The organism is Bacillus sp. ISL-51, from assembly GCF_018613535.1.
GTDB lineage: Bacteria > Bacillota > Bacilli > Bacillales > Bacillaceae > Bacillus.
On record NZ_JAGGQB010000005.1, the window covers coordinates 271,229 to 290,441 of the forward strand.

Sequence of the window (19,213 nt, forward strand, 5' to 3'; positions counted from 1 at the left end):
GGGCAGCGCGGCGTTTCTATTTTGTCTGACGCATATCATGAAATGGGAAGAACACAAACTTCGATGTGCCCACAATCCGATCAACGGCAATTAAGCCGAGTCCGTTCCGGCTGTCCATCGAATTCAGCCGATTGTCTCCCATCACGAAATATTTGCCTTTCGGTACCTTAACGGGACCAAAATCCCCGGTCAGGTTGACTCCCAGTTTTTTCGCTTCTTTTTTATTGCTTGCAAGGTAAGGCTCGGCTGTTTTTTTACCGTTTATATAAAGCGTGTCATTTTTCATTTCAACCGTTTCCCCCGGTTTTCCGATGAGCCGCTTTACATAGTGCACCTTCGAAGTATCGCCGTTAATAATGACGATATCTCCCCGTTTAATTTCTCCGATATAATTGACGCTTTTGTTGACAAACAACCTTTCGCCGTTATGTAATGTCGGGTACATTGATGATCCTTCCACTAAGTACGGTTCAAACAGGAAATGGCGGATTAAAAGCGCCAGTGCGACCGCAATAATGATCGCTTTTCCCCATTCCCAATATGTGTTGGATTTTCTTTTTACCGATTTTTCAGAAGCAGGTTTTTGTTCTTCAGTCAACGTAGTTCCTCCTAGACGATCACTGTTTCAGTTGTGTACTATCTTTACTTTATCACAATTTATAACAAAATACATAACGCTACTGTGCACATATCGAAGCGATTGAAAAAAGCGCCCGTAACGGACGCTTTTTCTTATTTCTCAGTAACAGGTTTTTTTATGATTCCTAAAATAACCGCCGTTACAATCGCACCGATCACAATGCTCATTAAGTAAAGCAATGGATGGTTCGTGATGAAGGCAACGAATACTCCCCCGTGCGGTGCAGGAAGGGTTACCCGGAAAAACTCTGTCAAGCCGCCGGCTACCGCTGAACCGATCACAGCGGCTGGAATGACGCGAAGCGGATCAGCTGCCGCAAATGGGATGGCACCTTCTGTGACGAAAGCCGCTCCCATGAAGTAACATGTAATACCCGCTTCACGGTCGCGTTTAGAGAATTTGTGTTTAAAGAATGTTGTCGCCAGCGCAATTCCCAGCGGCGGAACCATTCCGCCTGCCATGATTGCCGCATGCGGCGCATAGTTTCCGGCACCGATCATGGCAATACCGAAGGTGAACGCCGCTTTATTCAGCGGGCCTCCCATGTCGATCGCCATCATACCGCCTAAAATAATACCCATTAAGACAAGATTTCCTGTTCCCAGGCTTTCAAGCCAGTTTGTTAAGAAGTTCATAAACGCTGCAACAGGTGTGTTAACGACAAATTGCATCAGTACGCCTGTAATAAAGATACCAAGCAGCGGGTAAATCAAAACCGGTTTTAAACCGTCAAGCGACTGAGGGATAAAAACAAACAGCTTTTTCAGCAGGATGACAACATAACCGGCTAAGAATCCGGCAATCAGTCCGCCTAAAAATCCTGCGTTCGCTTGTGTAGCCATAAAACCGCCGACCATACCGGGCGCAAATCCCGGGCGATCCGCAATACTCATTGCAATAAAACCGGCCAGCACCGCAACAATCAGTTTTAACGCATTGTCGCCGCCGATAAAGTTCAGCGCCGCAGCAAACGTATTATAAGCAGGGTCTTTCGGATCAGCTGAATGAATTCCCCAGAAGAATGAAATCGCAACGAGGATTCCGCCTCCGACTACAAACGGCAGCATGTTGCTGACACCGCTCATTAAATGTTTATAGAACATGCTTCCGATGCTATTGCCTGATTTCGTTTTCGGGCCGTCTTCTTTTGATGAAGATGAAGAACCGCCGCTGCCTTCGTAAATAGGAGCATCTTGATTTACAGCTTTTTCAATCAGCTCTTGCGGACGTCTGATACCGGCAGTGACAGGCACTTGAAGAACGTGTTTTCCTTTGAAACGCTCCATTTCAACCTGTTTGTCGGCCGCGACGATAATCGCCGGCGCATCTTCAATTTCCTGAGCCGTCAGCTTATGCTTAATACCGCTTGATCCGTTTGTTTCCACTTTGATCTCAACGCCGAGCTCTTTTGCTTTTTCTTTCAGCGCATCGGCTGCCATAAACGTATGAGCGATACCTGTCGGGCATGCCGTAACAGCCAGGATTTTTCCTTTGCCTGACGGGGATGCCTGCTCCTCCTGCTCTTCTTCTTCCTCGTCATCATCTTTGTCGTGCTGATTGATGATGTCAATGATGGCGTCTTTTGTTTCAGCTTCGAGAAGCTGCTTGCGGATTTCTTCACGCATGAGAAGCGTAGAAAGTCTTGATAATGCTTCAAGGTGAGTATTATTCGCTCCTTCAGTAGCCGCAATCATAAAGACTAAGTGCGCCGGCTGGCCGTCCAATGAATCGTAATCAACGCCTTCTTTTGAGCGTCCGAATGCGATGGCCGGATTAATAACACTGGCTGTTTTCGCGTGGGGAATGGCAATGCCCTCGCCGATTCCCGTTGAGCTTTGGCTTTCACGATTCAAAATGGCTGCTTTGTAAGCCTCTCTGTCATTTAATCTGCCCGCTTTATCCAGCACTGTTACCATTTCATCAATAACGTTTTCTTTCTCTTTACTCTCTATGTTCAGATGGATCGTATCTTTTGTTAACAGCTCAGTTATCTTCACTTTTCATTCCTCCTCTATAGACGTGTGACCTGAACTTCAGGAAGAAGCTGCTTTACAAACTCTTCAGTTCCGAGCTCCTCAGAAAATGCCGTCGCGCTTCCGGAAGCAACTCCTAAGCGGAACGCGTCTTCCAAAGGCAGCTGCTTTGAAATCCCCGCAAGGAAACCTGCTACAACGGAATCACCCGCACCTACAGAATTGACTAATTTCCCTTTCGGAACGTTAGCGAGGAAAACCGCCTCTTTCGTAAATAGGAGCGCTCCGTCACCAGCCATGGAAACGATCGCGTGTTCAGCACCTTGTTCAATCAATTTCTTACCGTAAGGAACAGCAGCTTCGGCGGAATCAATGACCGTATTGAACATCTCGCCGAGCTCATGATGGTTCGGCTTCATCAAAAACGGTTTCATTTCAGTCGCTTTCATCAGGGCTTCTCCGGAGATGTCTACTACAACCCGGGCATTTTGCCTGCTGCAAACTTCTGCTATTTTTTCATATGTGTTGTGCGGCAAGGAAGAAGGAATGCTTCCCGCCAAAACCACTATATCTCCCTCTTCAAGCTCGGAGAATTGCTCCAAAAAGGCATTAAACACCTCGTCTGAAATGATTGGGCCCTGTCCGTTAATTTCCGTCTCTTCGCCCGTTTTCAGTTTTACATTTATACGCGTGTCTTCCTTCACCTCAGAAAAAGCTGTTTCTAAGCCTTCTTGCTGTAAAAATGACGTAATATAGTTTCCGGTAAATCCGCCGACAAATCCCATTGCTTTTGACGGCACATGGTGTCTTTTCAGCAATCTTGAAACGTTGATGCCTTTTCCGCCGGGATATTTCGTGTCATAGCTTGAGCGGTTCAAACCGCCTACAGTAAAATCTTCAACGTGTACGATATAATCAACAGACGGATTGAGAGTTACAGTGTAAATCATGGTTTCACTACCTTTACGACAGTTTTTTCTTGGTAATTATCGAATGCAAGTTCATCAGCGTCAGTGGTAATGATTGCGGCGTCGCTCAAGTCGGCAAACGCCGAGAAAGAAATCTCGCCAAATTTAGAAGGGTCGGCTAAAACATACGCTGTTTTTGCCTGCCTTACTGCCTTTGTCTTCAACAGAGCTTCATCAGGATCTGGTGTTGTAAACCCTGCTTCAATATGCACGCCGTTGACTCCGAGAAAGCTTTTATCGAATCGGTACTGGCTGATCGCAGTTAATGAAGCGCCTCCGATCATCGCACCTGTTCGATGTTTCACAAATCCTCCGAGAAGATAAAAGGGAATGCCTTTTCTTATTAAAGCTTCAATATGCATAACCCCGTTTGTGACAACCACAATGTCTTTCGTTTTATCTATAAATTCAATCATATGCAATGTAGTTGTTCCCGCATCAAGATAAATACAGTCGCCTTCTTCTAATAAAGCCGCAGCTGTTTCAGCGATCTTCAGTTTATCTTGAAGGTTTTTGGAGGATTTTTCTAGCATATCCGGTTCGAGCCTGCTATTGGAAAGCTTTGATGCTCCGCCATGAACGCGCTTTAAAAAACCGCGCTCCTCAAGTGTTGATAAATCTCTTCTGATTGTTGATTCAGAAGCGTTCGTCATGCTTATCAGCTCTTGAATCTTTACCACGTCACGCTTGTCAATCTGATCAATAATCAACTGATACCTTTCAGGAGTTAGCATATCCCGCCTCCTATGAAAACGTATTCATTTTGGTTACAAGATTATTGTAATCGCTTTTTTTACTTTAAGCAACTAAAATCACTCAAATTCATTCAATAACTATCAAAATCTTTCATGTTTGTTCATATTAACGTATGTACATAGGGTTTGTAAACTGTAAATTCGACAAAAAGAGGGACAATTGTATGACATTTTCTTTTATCATAAATGAAAAAAGTCTATTATATTCATCATTACTATAAAAACCCGCCAAAAAACCCCATGCAGGCTCCATGGGGCTCTTGACTATTCATATCGTAAAGCTTCAATCGGGTCCAAACGTGACGCTTTGTTGGCAGGCAGCATACCGAATATAACGCCGATCAGCATACTGAACAGAACACCGATACAAACGACCTGCCAGGAAACGAGCGACGGCCATCCTGCGATGAGAGAAACGAGAGATGCCCCTCCATAGCCGAAGCCGATTCCGATCAGACCGCCGATTAAGGTTAACACAACGGACTCAATTAAGAATTGGGTCAAAATCTGTCCTCTTGTCGCACCGAGTGATTTACGGATGCCGATTTCCCTGGTCCGTTCCGTCACTGAAACAAGCATAATATTCATGACTCCGATGCCGCCGACGACAAGTGAAATGCCGGCAATTGAACCGATGATTGTCGTCATAATCGTTGTGACTTGCCCGATTCCGGCTGCAATTTCTTCCATATTCATGACTTGATAGGACTCTTTCGTCCCGTGATTGTCATTCAAAAGCCGGGCCGCTTCTTTTCCCGCTGCTTTCATGTTGTCGGCAGAAGCCGCCTGAACAGAGACGTTGCTGTAGTCACTCGTTCCGAAAGAAGATTTCATCATGTTAAAAGGCACATACATTTCACTGAGGCCTAACGAGAGAAAACCGGTTTCTTCTTTTAATACACCGACAACTTCAATCGGCTGGCCATTGGCCCAGACGATTTTTCCGAGCGGAGTTTTTTTGCCAAACAGCTTCTCAGCCATTTTTTTCGAAATAATTCCCGCTCTTTTCCCGGCAAGAAAATCATCGTCTGTAAATGTTCTTCCGTCTTGGACGTCCAATGATTTCACGTCCATATAGCCGCTGTTAATTCCGTTTAGCGTGATATCCGTTTCTTCTTCATGATAGCGCGCCGTCATGGACTTGACTGCTGAAGCGACGACTTGCTTGACACCGTCCAGCCCTTTTAATCCATTAATATCATCTTCTGTAAAGCTCGCTTCCATTAAAGCGTTCGGGTTGGCCGACAATTCTTCATCACTCGGAAGATAATACAATTCAATCGTGTTGCCCGGGCCGCTGATGGATTGCTTCAGCATTTGTTCGCCGCCCTGGCCGACCGCTACGACGACGATAACTGAGCCGACGCCGATAATGATGCCAAGCATCGTCAGGATGGACCTCATCTTATGGGCTCTTACAGAACTGAGGGCCATCCGAAGATTTTCTATCAGACTCATTCCCCCACTCTCCTTTGCTCCGAATCGCGGGAAACGATCTGGCCGTCACGGACGAAAATGATTCTGTTTGTACAGTCCGCCACCTCAGGTTCATGAGTGACGAGCACCACGGTCACGCCCTCGGCATTCAGTTCTGTGAACTGCTCCATAATGGAGATGCTTGTTTTCGTATCCAATGCGCCTGTCGGCTCGTCAGCCAAGATGAGCTTCGGCTCGTTGACAATCGCTCTTGCTATGGCTACGCGCTGCTTTTGGCCGCCCGACAGCTCATTCGGCATGTGAAGCATCCGATCCGATAAGCCTACTTTTTCCAGCGCGTACTCCGACCGCTCCTCGCGTTCTTTTTTGCCGATGCCGGCGTATATCATGGGCAGTTCAACATTTTTCTTCGCATTTAAACGGGGCAGCAGCTGAAATTGCTGAAACACAAATCCGATTGATTTGTTGCGGACTGCTGCAAGCTCTTTTTCCGTGCAGGAAGAAACGTCTTCACCCGCAAGTCTGTAACTCCCCGATGACGGTCTGTCAAGGCAGCCGATAATGTTCATAATCGTAGATTTTCCCGATCCTGACGGCCCCATAATCGACACGTATTCTCCCTCTTCAATCGTGAGGTCGATAGAGCGGAGCACATCAAACGTCTCCTTGCCGATCTGATAGCTCTTTTTCACCTTTGAAAGCTGAATCATTTACGCTTTCACATCCGTTCCGTCGGTCAAACTGTCAGCCGGATTCAGAATGACTTTATCATCCTTTGAAAGTCCCTCTTTTATCTCCGTCATCTGCTTTGCCGTATCGCCGACTTTGACCTTCACCCGTTTGGCCTTGCCGTCTTTTATCGTAAAGACGTAATGTTCATTATCTTCTTTTTTGACGGCCGTTGACGGAAGAGTATCAGCTTTTCGTTTGTCTGTTTCAATGTTCATGATCAATTTAAAACCCGGTTTGCCTTCCGGAAGGCTGCCGATCAGCTTGACCTGAAACGGGTACTGCACGGCTTGTTCCGTGTCTGCGCCTGAGGCTGTTCCTGACTTTTGATCGGGAACGAGGCCGACCGCTGTCACTCTGCCTTTCCACGTTTTATCCGGAATGGCGTCTGAGGTGATCGTTACCTTTTGCCCTTTTTTCACTTTCAGCGTATCGTATTCAGACAAACTTCCGGCTACGATGAGATGCTCCGGGTCGCCTATATGTATGATCGGTTCTTGAATATCTGATTTTTTAGAGGCCGCTTCATGATTGACCGAGATAACCGTTCCGTCCATCTCGCTCTTTACTTCAAGATCAGCCACTTGGTTTCTGAGAGATTGCTTTTGCAGCTCAGATTGCTTCAATTCAATTTCCGCCGTTTTTTGCTGAAGCTGTAAATCAGTCCGTTCAGATTCAATTTGTTTTTCAGCTTCTTTTTCTCCCACTTGCTTTGCCAGTTCTTTTTCTTTGCTGTTTAATGTGTTCAGTTTTTCTGTGATTTGACCGATTTGCAGCCGTTTTGATTCTTCAGATAGCTCATTCTGTTCTTTATCAAGGTTCAGCTGCTCGTTTGTATAGGAGACTAAGGACGTTCCTTTTTTCACCTTGTCCCCTTCCTTTACTTTCACCTTATTAAGAGTGCCTTTATCAGCTTCATAAAAGACATACTGTTCATTTGAAAATTTTAGTGTTCCCGGCACCATAACGGTCGATGAGATTTCCTGTTTTTCCAAGGTTCCTGTTTCAATCTTTTCCCCGGCGCTGCCGCTAGCGGGAGCGGCAGACCGGTAAATATTTATACCGATGAATGCTGCGATAATAACTGCGATGCCGATTCCGATCCATATTTTTTTCATGTTACGCACCTGCCACTGAATTTACCAGTCCTCCGAGAAGCGAGAACAAGAGCATGATAACAAACAAAACGATTGCTGAAATCCAGGCCGCTTTTTTAGAAATGCCGCCTGTATGATGCAGACCTGCAGCAAGCAGAATATAGCTCCAGATGCTGAAGATTTCGATCGAGCTTAAAAAGACCGCCGCTGACTTGCCTGCGGGTATGATACTTGCCAAAGACGTGACACTGTAAATTGAGTTTGCATCAGTGAAATAGATAACAAGGCCGTTAATGACTAAGCCGATGTTTGAAATAAAGGCCGTGAATAGACCGAGAGAGAGCATTTTTTTGTAGGTCGTGACACCGCCTGAGATTTTCACGCACAGCCAATAAATTAACGGAACGATAAACAGCGCGAGAATGCCGCCAAAGATGCCGCCGAAAATCGTACCGTATTTCGTAATGGATTTGGTCATTTCTATCTGTTCATCCGTCAATCCCTCAAGTGACGAGCTTTTCAGAATTTCATCATAATTCATCCCCAGTCCCTGTAACATATAGCCGACTGCAATGAGAACAATGACAATGAAGAGCGGAATGCCTATGATCGGCTTTTCTCTTAATCTTTTAAATTGAACAACGGGACTTGTGATCACGCCGAAGAGAGACGGCTTTTCCGTTACTGCGGTATTGCTTTTTTCAACATTTGGTTCCATTTTGCTGATCCCTCCTATGTATATTCAGTTTATAGTTACGCATGAGGCTTGGAGAAGTTTCATTTTTTCACCGCATACGCATTTATGCTAAATTGTAACATAAATCCAGTTCGTTTTCGTTCCATTATTAAGTAAAAATGCCTCCGCTGAGGGAAGGCATTTTTTACTGTCATGATATGCTGTACTGCGCTTTAACGAGTCCCGCGTATATACCGTTATGCTTCATTAGCTCGGCATGATTTCCTTCCTCGATCTTTTTACCGTGATCAAGGACGATAATCCGGTCGGCATCACGGATTGTAGACAGCCTATGGGCGATCATGACCGCTGTCCGGTCCTTTAAAAGCGTCCGCAGCGCATGCTGGATCTTCACCTCGGTTTCGGTGTCAATGCTTGCGGTCGCTTCATCCAGTATTAATATGGAAGGGTCGCAAAGAAGAGCTCTCGCAAAGGAAATGAGCTGACGCTGTCCGGCAGATAAAACATTGCCCCGCTCTTCTACCTCGGTGTTATACCCCTTCGCGAGATTTGATATAAATTCATCCGCGCCGACGGCTTTTGCCGCCTCTATGACTTCTTGATCAGAAGCTTCCGGCCTTCCGAATCTGATGTTTTCCATGATCGTTCCCGAGAAGATAAATGTCTCCTGAAGCACGATACTGATTTTTGCACGCAAATCGGAAAGTGACAGGTCTGCAATCGGTATTCCGTCTATCGCAACCGTCCCTCCCGTCGCATCGTAAAATCGGCTGATTAAATTCGCAATCGTCGTTTTGCCGCTGCCCGTATGTCCTACTAGAGCAAGAGTCGTTCCCGCCGGGACAGCGAAAGAGACGTCAGAAAGCGCCTTGCGTTTTTGATCATATGAAAATTCAACTTGATGAAATTGAATATCTCCCTTCATATGCGGAAGGCGGACTGCATTTTGTTTTTCTTTCACATTCGGCTTCTCATCTAAAAACTCAAATATCCGTTCTGACGACGCCATTCCGATTAACAGCTGATTATACACTTGGCCCAGTCTTGAAATCGGCTCCCAAAACATTCCCAGGTAAAACGCAAATGAAACAAAAACACCTATCGTAATCGCTCCGTTCATCATCAATGCAGCTCCGTACCAGATCAAAACAGCGGTTCCGACCGCATTGGTCAAATCAACGAGCGGCCTGAAAATGGCGTTTTTTTTCGTTGCTTCCTGCCATGAACGGTAATTTTCCTGATTTATGCCGTCAAAGTATGCCATATTTTCGTTTTCCTGCGTAAACGCTTGTGTAACCCGGATGCCTTGGATGCTTTCATTCAAATGAGAATTCAGCTTTGATTGCTTCAGACGGACTGTCTGCCATGAACGGCGGATGCGTTTCCGTAAGCTTGTCGAAATAAAAAACATAATCGGCAGCGTAATCATAATGGCCACTGTCAGCTGCGGGCTTAACGTGAGCAAAATAACAAAAATACCCAAAAGAAGCAGCAAGTCAGTTAATAGATTAATAACGCCGCTCGTAAATAAATCCTGCAGAGAATTAATATCATTCATAATTCTGACTAAGATCGAACCCGCCGATCTTTGGTCAAAGAAGCGATGAGACAAACGCTGGACATGTGTAAACAAATGCTTTCTCAGATCGTAAATGACATGCTGGCCAAGCCGGTTCATCCAGCGGATTCTTAACATATTCGAAGCGTAATTAAGTACATATAACCCGCCGATGACAAAGATCAGCTGAACAAGCAGCCCGGTATTTCTGTCGGTAATTGCTTTGTCCAGCACATAAACTCCGATGAGAACCGGAACGATCAGCCGGACTGCCGTTCCGATAAACACCGTTAAAAACGAAAGCGGCAGCAAATGTTTTCTGTACGGTTTCACATAGCTCAGAAGCCGCCACATTTGCCCCCAATTAAAAGGCTTTTCGATGATTTCATCAGATGTGTAATAAAAACGTTTCATCACGGTTTGTTTTTTCGTCCCGTCCATGCGGCCCCCTATCCGACCCGATGCGGCATTTGCACCGCTTCCAGATCTTTGTACTGAATATCATGGATTTTTTTGTAATAGCCGGACTTCCCAAGAAGCTCTTCATGAGTGCCTCTTTCTGTTACGGCTCCGTCCTGTAAAACCAGAATTTCATCTGCATGCTTTAATGATGAGATTCGGTGCGCGATGATAAACGTAATGCGATTTTTCATTACCTCTTTTAACCCCTCCTGTATGTTTTGCTCTGTTTCCATATCCACAGCGCTTGTCGCATCATCCAGCAATAAAATGTCAGGCTGTAAGCAGATGGCCCTTGCAATGGCGATCCGCTGTTTTTGGCCGCCTGACAAGCCCAGCCCCCTTTCCCCAAGCACGGTGTCATACCCGTCAGGAAGCTCCATAACAAAGTCATGGGCCTGGGCTTTTTTAGCCGCCTCAATGACATCCTCCATTGCGGCTTCTGGATTTCCATATGAAATATTCGATCTTATCGTCGAAGAAAACAGAAACGATTCTTGAAACACGACACCGATTCGGGAACGCAATGACTGTAAAGAGAACTCAGAAAGCGGCTTGCCATCCAAGAAAATCATTCCGCCTGACGGTTCGTAAAACCGGCTTAAAAGCTGAGTAATTGTGCTTTTACCTGAGCCGGTCGGCCCCAGCAATCCGATAACCTTCCCGCGTCCAGCTTCAAAACTGACGCTGCTGAGCGCTTGTTTGGATTCCGTTCCGTAGCTAAATGACACGCCGCTGAATTGAACAGCGCCTTTCACACCCTCAATGACTGCCGCACCGGGGTGATCTTTCATTTCTTCTTGTTGATCCAAAATGTCTAACAATCGTTCGCTTGATGCTTTCGCTTGGGAGAACATATTAATGACAAAGCCCAAGTTCATAATCGGCCACATCATATAATTGACAAGACTGAAAAACGCCACCAGTTCACCGGGATTGAGCTGGTTTTGCATAACAAGATAGCCTCCGTAAGAAAGAAGTGCCACGATAGAAATGTTACCGATCAGCTCCATTAACGGAAAGTAAGCTGACCAGATCGAGGATGTCTTTAGAAAGGTCGAGCGGTATTCCTGATTCGCTTTATTAAATCCGCTGGTTTGAAAGTCTTCTCTGGACAGCGATTTCACGGTATGAATACCGCTGATATTTTCTTGAACTTTCGTGTTGAGGCTTGCGAATGATGTTCTGACGCTTCTGAAGGCAGGATGGACTTTTTTATCAAACCTGTATACTGCGGCGGCTAAAAATGGCAGAACAGCGATTGTCACGATGGTGAGGGAAACTGAGTAGTAACACATGACGCTTAAACTGACCGAGACGAGCAGAATAAAACGAATGAATTCAGCGAGGCCGTATGATAAGAAAAAACGGAGGCCTTCGACGTCCGCAGTAAGACGGGACATTAAGTCCCCCGTTTTGGCGTTATCATAATAAGAAAAAGACAGCCTTTGCAGCTTGCCGTACAGTCCGTTTCTTAGCTGATAAACCGATCGAATACCGAACATGTCACCTAAATATTGATGAAAAAACGTAGCGGCTCCTTTTATGAGCATGACTCCGATAAACCCGAGACCGATCCATGCAGCAAGCTGGAATTGACCGCCCAGCACGATGTCGTCAATTGTAATTTGCAAGATGACAGGATAGACAACGGTAATGGCAATTGTAATGAGCATCGCAAGAATCGACCATATAAATATGTTTTTGAACGGCCAATAATAATGTTTTAATCTTTTAAATGTATTCATGGGCATGCACCTTTCCGATATGATTGTTTTTACTATATCCGTCCCATCATTTAAATTCCATAATTTTCCCAAAAATCAGTCAGAAGATGTATCTTTTCTCCAACCGGCGCCCGTAAGAACCTTACAAAACATCATTGTATGCTGATGCAATCAGAAGATATGCAAATAAAAAAACCGGATGGCAGTCATGCTCATCCGGTTTTTCTCATCCTCCGCTTACCGGAGGGATAAAGGCGATTGTATCGCCAGTCGATAATATGATGTTTTCTTTTACGTACGTTTCATTTACCGCTATCATCGCATTGTCAATTGCGTGAAGGGCGTATTGCTCTTTTAACAGCGTTTTAATTTCCGAAATTGCAGCCTGCTTCTCGTCAAGCTCTATGACAGATGTTCCGGCCTGCTCGGCAAGTCCTGCGAATAAAAGAACTTTAATCATGGCTATCTCCTTTTTCGAAATCCGGTTTTCCGTTTGGATAAGCAGTCGTTTCAAGCTGGTCGCCTATCCATTCTTCACCGTCTTCCCATATTTCTTTTTTCCAAATCGGCACGATCTGTTTAATACGTTCAATCGCGTATTCATTCGCCTCGTATGCGGCCTTTCTGTGCGGTGAGGAGACCGCAATGACGACTGCCGCCTCGCCGATATCGAGGACGCCGACCCGGTGGGTGATCGCCGTCTCTGCCCCCTCCCATTTCGCGCTGATTTCCGCGCCGATTTGAGCTAGCATTTGAACAGCCATCGGCTCATAGGCTTCATATTCAAGCCTCACAGTCCGGCGGCCGGCCGTCCACTCTCTCACCGTGCCGATAAACGTGGTGATTGCGCCGGCTTCACGTTTTTCAACTTTTTTTACGATATCTTCTGTAATGATAGGTTCTGTTGTGATTTGAAAACGGTTCATTTATGCAGATTCCCCCTTCAGCTGTGAAAGCACAAACGTAACGGCAGCCGGATCATCCGCATGAAACACAGGCAATCCCGGCTGTGCCGCTGCAAGCTCCATATTTCTGCAGACAACGGCGATTACGCGCTCTAATTGCCGCAGCTTTTGCCATTCTTCTTTATTTTTAATCATCACGATTTTCGGATACGGTTCACGCTTAAACCCCTCAATAAGCAGACAGTCCGTCCCAAGAAAACCGTACAGGCCGATCAGACGCGTGAGGTCCCATTTCCTGCGCACCGTGAGCTGCAAGACGCCAGCACCCTCAACTGCCGTAATATCGGCTCCAGCCGCCAATAAGCGCTCCGAATCTTTCCCTTCAGAAAACGGATCGGGCTCGCCGCCATGGCCGTGATGTTTTAAACAGCCCACTTTTAATTCCTTCGGAGCAGACGCCAGCACCCGTTCGATAAACGTCGTTTTTCCGCTGTTTTGAAAGCCTACGACCTGGAGGATCGGGAAAGAATTGACCACGGCCATTCACTTCCATTCTCATCGCGGATAAGGAGCGCATAAACCGTCCGGCCCGCTTCATGTCCCCTCGTGCCGCCCGGTAAAATAATGAACGCATTCGCCTCTGCAAGGGACGTTACGGAGCTTGATTTGTCCAAACCGACCGGTGACGCCATCATCTTGCCACCCTCGTGATAAACGAACGCCCGAACAAATCTTGTAAACGGATTCGGCTTCGGAAAATCATTTGTCAGCACGGCCTCAGCCCATCCTGAGTGAGGCTTTTCATTAAGGAGCCATGTCTGGATCATCGGCTTTACAAACAGCGTAAAGCCGACATAACATGCGGACGGATTGCCTGAAAGGCCGAACAGCAGCATGTCATTTGCCCGGGCTACGGTTGTGACGCTCCCCGGCCGCATTGCAACTTTATTAAATAAAACCTCCGCGCCGAGTTTTTCATAAATGTCAGGAAGAAAATCAAAATCACCGACAGACACGCCGCCTGTAGTGATCAGAAAGTCAACTTTTTTCATTGCTTCCTTCACCGCAGCGTAGCTGTCTTCAAAATCGTCGGAGATTTTGCCTAAATCAAGAGGGACCGCCCCCGCTTCAATGACCTGGGCATATACCATTGCCGCGTTGCTGTTGCGGATTTTACCCGGCTCAAGCGGGTCGCTGACATGGAGCAGCTCCGTTCCGGTGGCGATAATGCCGACAACGGGTTTTCTGACAACCGGAACGGACGCATAGCCGAAGGTTGCTAACAGTGCGGTCACTCCTGGCGTAATTTTCGTTCCTTTTTTTAATAGGGAGCTGCCCTTTTGCGCATCTTCTCCTTGACGGGAGATATTATCACCCTCATGAAACGGGCGTTTCACTGACATGTAAACCGTGCCGTTTTCCGAAAACGTTTTGGTCAGCTCAAGCATGACGACGGCATCCGCGCCTTTTGGGATCTGCGCTCCGGTCATAATGCGGACCGCTTCATACGGGCCAAGCTCTTTTTCTGATACGGCGCCGGCTCCGATATGGTCAATCACCGCAAACTTGACTTCATTTTCCCGCGAAGCCGCCTTTGTATCGCGAGCCCTGATGGCAAACCCGTCATATGGAGAACGATCAAAGGCAGGCACATCATGGTCGGCTTTAACGTCCTCCGCCAAATAGCGGTGAAGGCTGTCCTCCAGCCCCACCCATTCTGTTTCCCCTTGTTTTTTATATTGACTTACACGGCGAACCGCCTCATCTACCTGTATCGGTGTTCTTTTTTCCAGCATATAGATCCCCTCCTGTTGTTACAGCCCAATCACTCTTGCCAAAACTGAATTTGCTTCTGTTATGTCATTTGTACCGTGAATCAGCGCACGGCCGTCTTGAAAAATGACGATTCTGAAACGCTCATACGATATGTGCAGCAGAAATTCATTCGCTTCGACTTTCCCGATCAGCTTCAGCCGTTTTACAAGCTCTTGTTTCGGCAGCCGTTTTAAAGCATCCGATCTGATTTGAACAGTGTCTCTTCCGCATAACACGCTTGCTTTCGGCCTGTTTTCAGGCTGCAAATACGGATACTCGGGCTCCAGGCCGCAGGACGGACAATGATCCCGCTTGATATGATCTACATTTATGCTCATATTGCTGTTATTCCACACATCAAAGGTGGCAAAGCGCCGATTGACTGTTTTCACATTACCTGTCAGCAGTTTAAGCGCCTCAGCCTGCTGATATGCAGAGACGATATGAACCGCAGGAGGAATAATGCCGGCCGTATCACATGTCGCCCCGCCCACTGGTATTTGCTCAAACAGGCATGACAAACACGGCGTAACTCCCGGAATAATCGTCATATACATCCCTTGGCTGCTGACACAGGCCCCGTAAATCCAAGGCGTCTTCGTTTTTTGCGCAAGATCATTTATCAGCATTCTCGTTTCAAAATTATCAGTCGCGTCCACTACGCAATCAGCCGCTTCTATAAGGGGCTGAAGGGTTTCAGCCGTACCTTCCGCCACATAGGCATCTATATGTATTTCACTGTTGATCGCCAAAAGACGCGATTTTGCCGCCATCGCTTTCGGCATGCGCTGTCTCGCGTCTTCTTCCGTATACAGCTGCTGTCTTTGTAAATTGCTCCATTCCACATAGTCCCGGTCTATAATCGCCATGCGGCCTATTCCGGCTCTCGCAAGGCCTTCCGCGCCGGCTGTTCCGAGGGCGCCGGCTCCGACGATCAGCACGCTGCTGTCAGCCAGTGCCTTCTGTCCTTCTTCCCCTATCGGCTTAAATCTCGTCTGCCGTGAATAGCGCTCTTCCATCTGTATTGTCCCCTTGCCTTTTTTATTTCCATCATATCATGTTTCTTCCCGCTTAGTCCTGATTCGAAGACTCCATATGAGCCAAAAGTCTGAGGTAGTCATCCTGAGTATTAATATTTACAAACTCCTCCGGCGCGGCGCCGATCTCTTCAGCCTGCACGTAACAGACCGACAGCTGCCGCAGCGCATCCGCCATCCGCAGCTGGTTATGTGTAAGCTGATCAAAAAGCAGGTTTTTGACCCGTTTATGATATACCGCGATCAGCGGCTGCTCTCTTTTTCCGCAAATCGGAATAACAGCGTCCGCTCCGCCGGTCATCCTCATTTCCAGTGAAGCCACGGTCCTCCTTGAAACAAGCGGCGTATCGCAGGATATCACCGTATATGACTCGCCTTCCATCTGTTCCATCGCCGTATATATGCCGGCCAAGGGACCCATTCCCCGAAAAGGCTGTACATCCGGAAAAACATATTTCTCTTTGTGTGATGTAAATCTTTCTATATGTTCAGGACGGCAGATAATAACCGATTCTCCGCTGCCAAATGCGTTTTTCGCCCGTTCATAAAACATTTCGCCTCTCCATTTTGCAAATGCTTTCGGCTCGCCGAATCGGCGGGAAGCTCCGCCTGCCAATAATACATTCACCCGTTTCATGTCATCTCTCCTATTCTGTATAAAAGGATAGCAAACGCCTCATACGAAACACAATGTTCCGGTGCTTGTCTGTTTATTTAAGAGGAATAGCCGTTCTTTATTTCCCATATTGTAGTGTTAACATCATGAGGGAGATGGTTCTTATGAAAATATCAGGTCCGTTTTTCCACGACACTTCTCAAGAGAACCTTTACTTAAAATCAGAACTGGCCAGATGCCAAAAATTAATTTCAGAGTTTGAAGAAAGCTATTTTCATCAAAAAAACAATAAACTTCTCCAAGAAAACGCCAACATTAAGGAACAGCTTCAAAAACTTTCATCCGAGTTAGAAGAAATGACGGCACAGCAAAAACAGTCAAACAACTCGAGCCGGGCTTTTCAGGAGGTCAGAGCCGAGCTGCTTGATAAAATTGTCACCCTTCAAGAACTGCTTCAGCAAGAAACGTTCCAGCGAAAAAGAGAAATTGAAGAAAAACACCGTCTTCATCTGACAAACGTAAAATTCGAAGAAGAAAATAAAAACTTACATACCCGAATCCGATTACTTGAAACCGCCATACAAGCTGAACAGACGTCTCATCAGGAAACAAAACAGCTTTTTGACGCCGCTGCGGAGGAAAAAACCCGGCTGCAAAAACAAATCACAGAAAAAGAATACCAGCTGAAAAATATCAAAATAGAAATTAATCATATGAGAGAACGAATAATAGAAACAAAAGAACGGCTTGTAGAAATAGAAAAAACAAAAGAAAAACTATTTCAAGAAACCATTTTATCGTATAAAAGGCAGCTTGATGAAAGTGATGCTTGGATTGCCAGCCATTTTGCTGATATTGACAGCCGCACGGCGGAAACGAAAGAACCGGCGGCAGAACTTCACACAATTTCCGCGAATTCCGAACATACAGAGCATCTGCTTGAAGCCGTCACGGAGCAAGTCTTCTCCCTGCAAAAACAGCTTGCAGAATCAGAGCGGCGTGATGAGTCGCTGGATGAAAAACTGGACGCGATCAAGGAACGGGCAGCTGAAGAAAAACCTTTCCAAAAATGGGTCGTAAAGCTCGAAAAAAAGAACGGAAAAGACACAAAATCAGCTGAGAGTAAACGTGACAACGCAAAAAAACTGCTTGAGTAACGCAAGCAGTTTTTTACTGTTTTTCTATTCAGCAGACGTGTCAGTAACTGATTCAGACGTTTCCGGAGCAATTTCACCTTCGAGAATATACTGGCCGCGGTATGGTTTTTTTACTTCCGGGTACATTTTAATTAAGCTTTGCATAAATGTTGTCATATTAGGAATTTCAAGGCCGCTTTCCTTTTCAATTTCCTTTTGCAGCTCAGAACTTTTAATGGCTGCGTTGTGGCGTTTCAATGTTTTAATAGCTGCTTCGCGCAGTTTCGCTGCTTTTGATCCGGGTCTTGCCGTTCCTCTTCTTCTTCTTGTAGAACCGTCAGGAATGCCGGCGGGAAGAGATGAAATAGACTGTATTTGCGGCTGAACGGATTGAGGCTGTGTTTGCGGTTTTTGATAGCTTCTCATTTCCTGTGCCGCAAGCTCTGCAAGCACCGGAAGAGACTCGCTTTTCTTCTCCGGGCGATAATCTTTTTTTGTATCAGACAGGCTTCCCGTATTGTCCAATTCTCTCAGTTTTGCATATATTTTATCACGTTCTATTTGATATTCACGAATGACTTTAACCTCAGCTTCATTCAATTGTTCTAAACGTAAGCGCAGCGCTTCTCTTTCACTAAACATGTGTAAAACCCCCTGTCAAAAATTTAAACGCTTTATTTAAGATATTAGATTACAAAAGTAATTTTATCAACTATTATTTTATCATTTTACTATTTTATTTACTCTATGAAAAAGTGCTTATTTTCTGAAAATGAGACTTTTTATACAAAAACCCTTTATTCTATAGGGGATTTTGGACAACATTCCATTTTTTTCAACAAATTCAAAATATAACTTAAAATCACTTCTTTAATGAAATTATCTACAATTTTCGACTATGTAAGCCGAAAAACAAAAAAGGAGAAAAACGAGGAACGATGCCTGTATTCAGCTATTTTTCTCTCTTGGCGAAGAAATCACCATACAATTATTAACATATTTCGCAAGTGTGCTATTTGGGAATTTATATCCAAATAGCACACAAAAAACCCTTTCTGCCGATACGGGAAGGGTTTTTAAAAAACGAGACAAAAGGCTGACAGGAACATCCCGGCAGCCAATCTGTCCTCACTTTATTCAGAAGCCTGCTCTGTTTCCGCAAGAACACGGTTGACGCGTTTTTCAAGCATCTTCATCCCGCTGCCTCCCGCTTGGAAATGGCGGAGCTGGCCCGTTTTATCAAATACGTAATAAGCAGGCACATATTCATTTTCAAACGCCTCTGTCAGCGCATGATCACTGTCTACATAAATCGGCTGCGTAATATCATGCTCAGCCGCTACCTCTTTGATTTTGTCAAGATCAAGATCGTCTTCGGAACGAGGCATATGAACGGCAACAACGTTCAGCTTATCTTTATATTTATCGCGGAACTCGTTCACCTGCGGCATTGCTTCTTTACATAAATGACAGCTGACAGACCAGAAGTGAATTAATGTCGGTTTTTCTCCGATCAGCTGCTCTTTTGTGACTTCTCCGTTAAACCAAGCTTTAGCGCCTGTCAATTCAGGCATTGGCTGACGTAATTTCATCTCTTTTTCCCTCCAATATTGATAAGTATGAAAAAGGCCTAACAGTAGTTAGACCTTTTTATCTTCTCCGCT

19 protein-coding genes are annotated in these 19,213 nt (G+C 45.7%); 1 reads left to right on the top strand and 18 read right to left on the bottom strand.

Going from position 1 to position 19,213, the window contains the following annotated elements; all coding sequences use genetic code 11:
* Nucleotides 1-16: 16 nt before the first annotated feature.
* The 16 genes from sipT to mobA all read right to left on the bottom strand — a co-directional run bounded on the left by sipT (nucleotide 17) and on the right by mobA (nucleotide 16,434).
* A complete protein-coding gene (gene sipT, locus J7E26_RS06130) occupies nucleotides 17-598 on the bottom strand; it encodes a signal peptidase I sipT (protein WP_214799592.1) in 582 nt (193 codons plus the stop codon).
* A gap of 134 nt (nucleotides 599-732) precedes the next feature.
* Nucleotides 733-2,637, bottom strand: a complete 1,905-nt coding sequence (locus tag J7E26_RS06135; protein WP_214799594.1) for a PTS fructose transporter subunit IIABC — start codon at nucleotides 2,635-2,637, stop codon at nucleotides 733-735.
* Between the two features lie 14 nt (nucleotides 2,638-2,651).
* Entirely contained in the window at nucleotides 2,652-3,563 is a 912-nt protein-coding gene (pfkB, locus tag J7E26_RS06140; protein ID WP_214799596.1) for a 1-phosphofructokinase, read from the bottom strand.
* Nucleotides 3,560-4,315 carry a DeoR/GlpR family DNA-binding transcription regulator gene (locus J7E26_RS06145; protein ID WP_214799598.1) on the bottom strand — a complete coding sequence of 252 codons (756 nt, stop codon included), beginning with the start codon at nucleotides 4,313-4,315 and terminating at the stop codon, nucleotides 3,560-3,562. The genes pfkB and J7E26_RS06145 overlap by 4 nt, the downstream gene beginning before the upstream one ends.
* Before the next feature lie 285 nt (nucleotides 4,316-4,600).
* Nucleotides 4,601-5,794 carry an ABC transporter permease gene (locus J7E26_RS06150; protein ID WP_214799600.1) on the bottom strand — a complete coding sequence of 398 codons (1,194 nt, stop codon included), beginning with the start codon at nucleotides 5,792-5,794 and terminating at the stop codon, nucleotides 4,601-4,603.
* Nucleotides 5,791-6,483 carry an ABC transporter ATP-binding protein gene (locus tag J7E26_RS06155; RefSeq protein WP_214799602.1) on the bottom strand — a complete coding sequence of 231 codons (693 nt, stop codon included), beginning with the start codon at nucleotides 6,481-6,483 and terminating at the stop codon, nucleotides 5,791-5,793. The genes J7E26_RS06150 and J7E26_RS06155 overlap by 4 nt, the downstream gene beginning before the upstream one ends.
* Nucleotides 6,484-7,620: an efflux RND transporter periplasmic adaptor subunit gene (locus J7E26_RS06160; protein ID WP_214799604.1), complete on the bottom strand. Its 1,137-nt coding sequence runs from the start codon at nucleotides 7,618-7,620 to the stop codon at nucleotides 6,484-6,486. It lies immediately after the preceding gene.
* A gap of 1 nt (nucleotide 7,621) precedes the next feature.
* On the bottom strand, nucleotides 7,622-8,317 hold the full coding sequence (gene yknW / locus J7E26_RS06165) for a YknW family membrane protein (protein WP_214799606.1): 696 nt from the start codon (nucleotides 8,315-8,317) through the stop codon (nucleotides 7,622-7,624).
* Between the two features lie 169 nt (nucleotides 8,318-8,486).
* Complete coding sequence (locus tag J7E26_RS06170; protein ID WP_214799608.1) at nucleotides 8,487-10,295, bottom strand: ABC transporter ATP-binding protein; 1,809 nt, start codon at nucleotides 10,293-10,295, stop codon at nucleotides 8,487-8,489.
* An 8-nt stretch (nucleotides 10,296-10,303) separates the two neighbouring features.
* A complete protein-coding gene (locus J7E26_RS06175) occupies nucleotides 10,304-12,061 on the bottom strand; it encodes an ABC transporter ATP-binding protein (RefSeq protein ID WP_214799610.1) in 1,758 nt (585 codons plus the stop codon).
* 205 nt (nucleotides 12,062-12,266) lie between these two features.
* Nucleotides 12,267-12,500, bottom strand: a complete 234-nt coding sequence (gene moaD, locus J7E26_RS06180; RefSeq protein WP_214799612.1) for a molybdopterin converting factor subunit 1 — start codon at nucleotides 12,498-12,500, stop codon at nucleotides 12,267-12,269.
* Nucleotides 12,493-12,966, bottom strand: a complete 474-nt coding sequence (locus J7E26_RS06185; protein WP_214799613.1) for a molybdenum cofactor biosynthesis protein MoaE — start codon at nucleotides 12,964-12,966, stop codon at nucleotides 12,493-12,495. The genes moaD and J7E26_RS06185 overlap by 8 nt, the downstream gene beginning before the upstream one ends.
* Nucleotides 12,967-13,488 carry a molybdopterin-guanine dinucleotide biosynthesis protein B gene (gene mobB / locus J7E26_RS06190; protein WP_214799615.1) on the bottom strand — a complete coding sequence of 174 codons (522 nt, stop codon included), beginning with the start codon at nucleotides 13,486-13,488 and terminating at the stop codon, nucleotides 12,967-12,969. It lies immediately after the preceding gene.
* On the bottom strand, nucleotides 13,449-14,741 hold the full coding sequence (locus J7E26_RS06195; RefSeq protein ID WP_214799617.1) for a molybdopterin molybdotransferase MoeA: 1,293 nt from the start codon (nucleotides 14,739-14,741) through the stop codon (nucleotides 13,449-13,451). The genes mobB and J7E26_RS06195 overlap by 40 nt, the downstream gene beginning before the upstream one ends.
* Before the next feature lie 18 nt (nucleotides 14,742-14,759).
* Nucleotides 14,760-15,779 carry a MoeB/ThiF family adenylyltransferase gene (locus J7E26_RS06200; RefSeq protein ID WP_214799620.1) on the bottom strand — a complete coding sequence of 340 codons (1,020 nt, stop codon included), beginning with the start codon at nucleotides 15,777-15,779 and terminating at the stop codon, nucleotides 14,760-14,762.
* A gap of 52 nt (nucleotides 15,780-15,831) precedes the next feature.
* The gene (gene mobA / locus J7E26_RS06205) at nucleotides 15,832-16,434 is read right to left on the bottom strand and encodes a molybdenum cofactor guanylyltransferase (protein WP_214799621.1); all 603 of its coding nucleotides are present in this window, start codon (nucleotides 16,432-16,434) and stop codon (nucleotides 15,832-15,834) included.
* A 143-nt stretch (nucleotides 16,435-16,577) separates the two neighbouring features.
* Between mobA and J7E26_RS06210 the strand changes: the two genes are divergently transcribed.
* Complete coding sequence (locus J7E26_RS06210) at nucleotides 16,578-17,570, top strand: coiled-coil domain-containing protein (protein ID WP_214799623.1); 993 nt, start codon at nucleotides 16,578-16,580, stop codon at nucleotides 17,568-17,570.
* Between the two features lie 24 nt (nucleotides 17,571-17,594).
* On the opposite strand, the gene rok is transcribed toward J7E26_RS06210, so the two are convergent.
* Nucleotides 17,595-18,191 carry a transcriptional regulator Rok gene (gene rok / locus J7E26_RS06215; protein ID WP_214799625.1) on the bottom strand — a complete coding sequence of 199 codons (597 nt, stop codon included), beginning with the start codon at nucleotides 18,189-18,191 and terminating at the stop codon, nucleotides 17,595-17,597.
* Between the two features lie 491 nt (nucleotides 18,192-18,682).
* Nucleotides 18,683-19,141, bottom strand: a complete 459-nt coding sequence (locus J7E26_RS06220; protein ID WP_214799627.1) for a TlpA family protein disulfide reductase — start codon at nucleotides 19,139-19,141, stop codon at nucleotides 18,683-18,685.
* Between the last annotated feature and the right edge of the window lie 72 nt (nucleotides 19,142-19,213).

Bases quoted from the DNA above. Each gene is read 5' to 3' on its own strand.
- pfkB (WP_214799596.1), bottom strand. From the start codon at position 3,563: ATGATTTACACTGTAACTCTCAATCCGTCTGTTGATTATATCGTACAC.
- J7E26_RS06145 (WP_214799598.1), bottom strand. From the start codon at position 4,315: ATGCTAACTCCTGAAAGGTATCAGTTGATTATTGATCAGATTGACAAG.
- J7E26_RS06150 (WP_214799600.1), bottom strand. From the start codon at position 5,794: ATGAGTCTGATAGAAAATCTTCGGATGGCCCTCAGTTCTGTAAGAGCC.
- J7E26_RS06155 (WP_214799602.1), bottom strand. From the start codon at position 6,483: ATGATTCAGCTTTCAAAGGTGAAAAAGAGCTATCAGATCGGCAAGGAG.
- J7E26_RS06160 (WP_214799604.1), bottom strand. From the start codon at position 7,620: ATGAAAAAAATATGGATCGGAATCGGCATCGCAGTTATTATCGCAGCA.
- yknW (WP_214799606.1), bottom strand. From the start codon at position 8,317: ATGGAACCAAATGTTGAAAAAAGCAATACCGCAGTAACGGAAAAGCCG.
- J7E26_RS06170 (WP_214799608.1), bottom strand. From the start codon at position 10,295: ATGGACGGGACGAAAAAACAAACCGTGATGAAACGTTTTTATTACACA.
- J7E26_RS06175 (WP_214799610.1), bottom strand. From the start codon at position 12,061: ATGAATACATTTAAAAGATTAAAACATTATTATTGGCCGTTCAAAAAC.
- moaD (WP_214799612.1), bottom strand. From the start codon at position 12,500: ATGATTAAAGTTCTTTTATTCGCAGGACTTGCCGAGCAGGCCGGAACA.
- J7E26_RS06185 (WP_214799613.1), bottom strand. From the start codon at position 12,966: ATGAACCGTTTTCAAATCACAACAGAACCTATCATTACAGAAGATATC.
- mobB (WP_214799615.1), bottom strand. From the start codon at position 13,488: ATGGCCGTGGTCAATTCTTTCCCGATCCTCCAGGTCGTAGGCTTTCAA.
- J7E26_RS06195 (WP_214799617.1), bottom strand. From the start codon at position 14,741: ATGCTGGAAAAAAGAACACCGATACAGGTAGATGAGGCGGTTCGCCGT.
- J7E26_RS06200 (WP_214799620.1), bottom strand. From the start codon at position 15,779: ATGGAAGAGCGCTATTCACGGCAGACGAGATTTAAGCCGATAGGGGAA.
- mobA (WP_214799621.1), bottom strand. From the start codon at position 16,434: ATGAAACGGGTGAATGTATTATTGGCAGGCGGAGCTTCCCGCCGATTC.
- J7E26_RS06210 (WP_214799623.1), top strand. From the start codon at position 16,578: ATGAAAATATCAGGTCCGTTTTTCCACGACACTTCTCAAGAGAACCTT.
- rok (WP_214799625.1), bottom strand. From the start codon at position 18,191: ATGTTTAGTGAAAGAGAAGCGCTGCGCTTACGTTTAGAACAATTGAAT.
- J7E26_RS06220 (WP_214799627.1), bottom strand. From the start codon at position 19,141: ATGAAATTACGTCAGCCAATGCCTGAATTGACAGGCGCTAAAGCTTGG.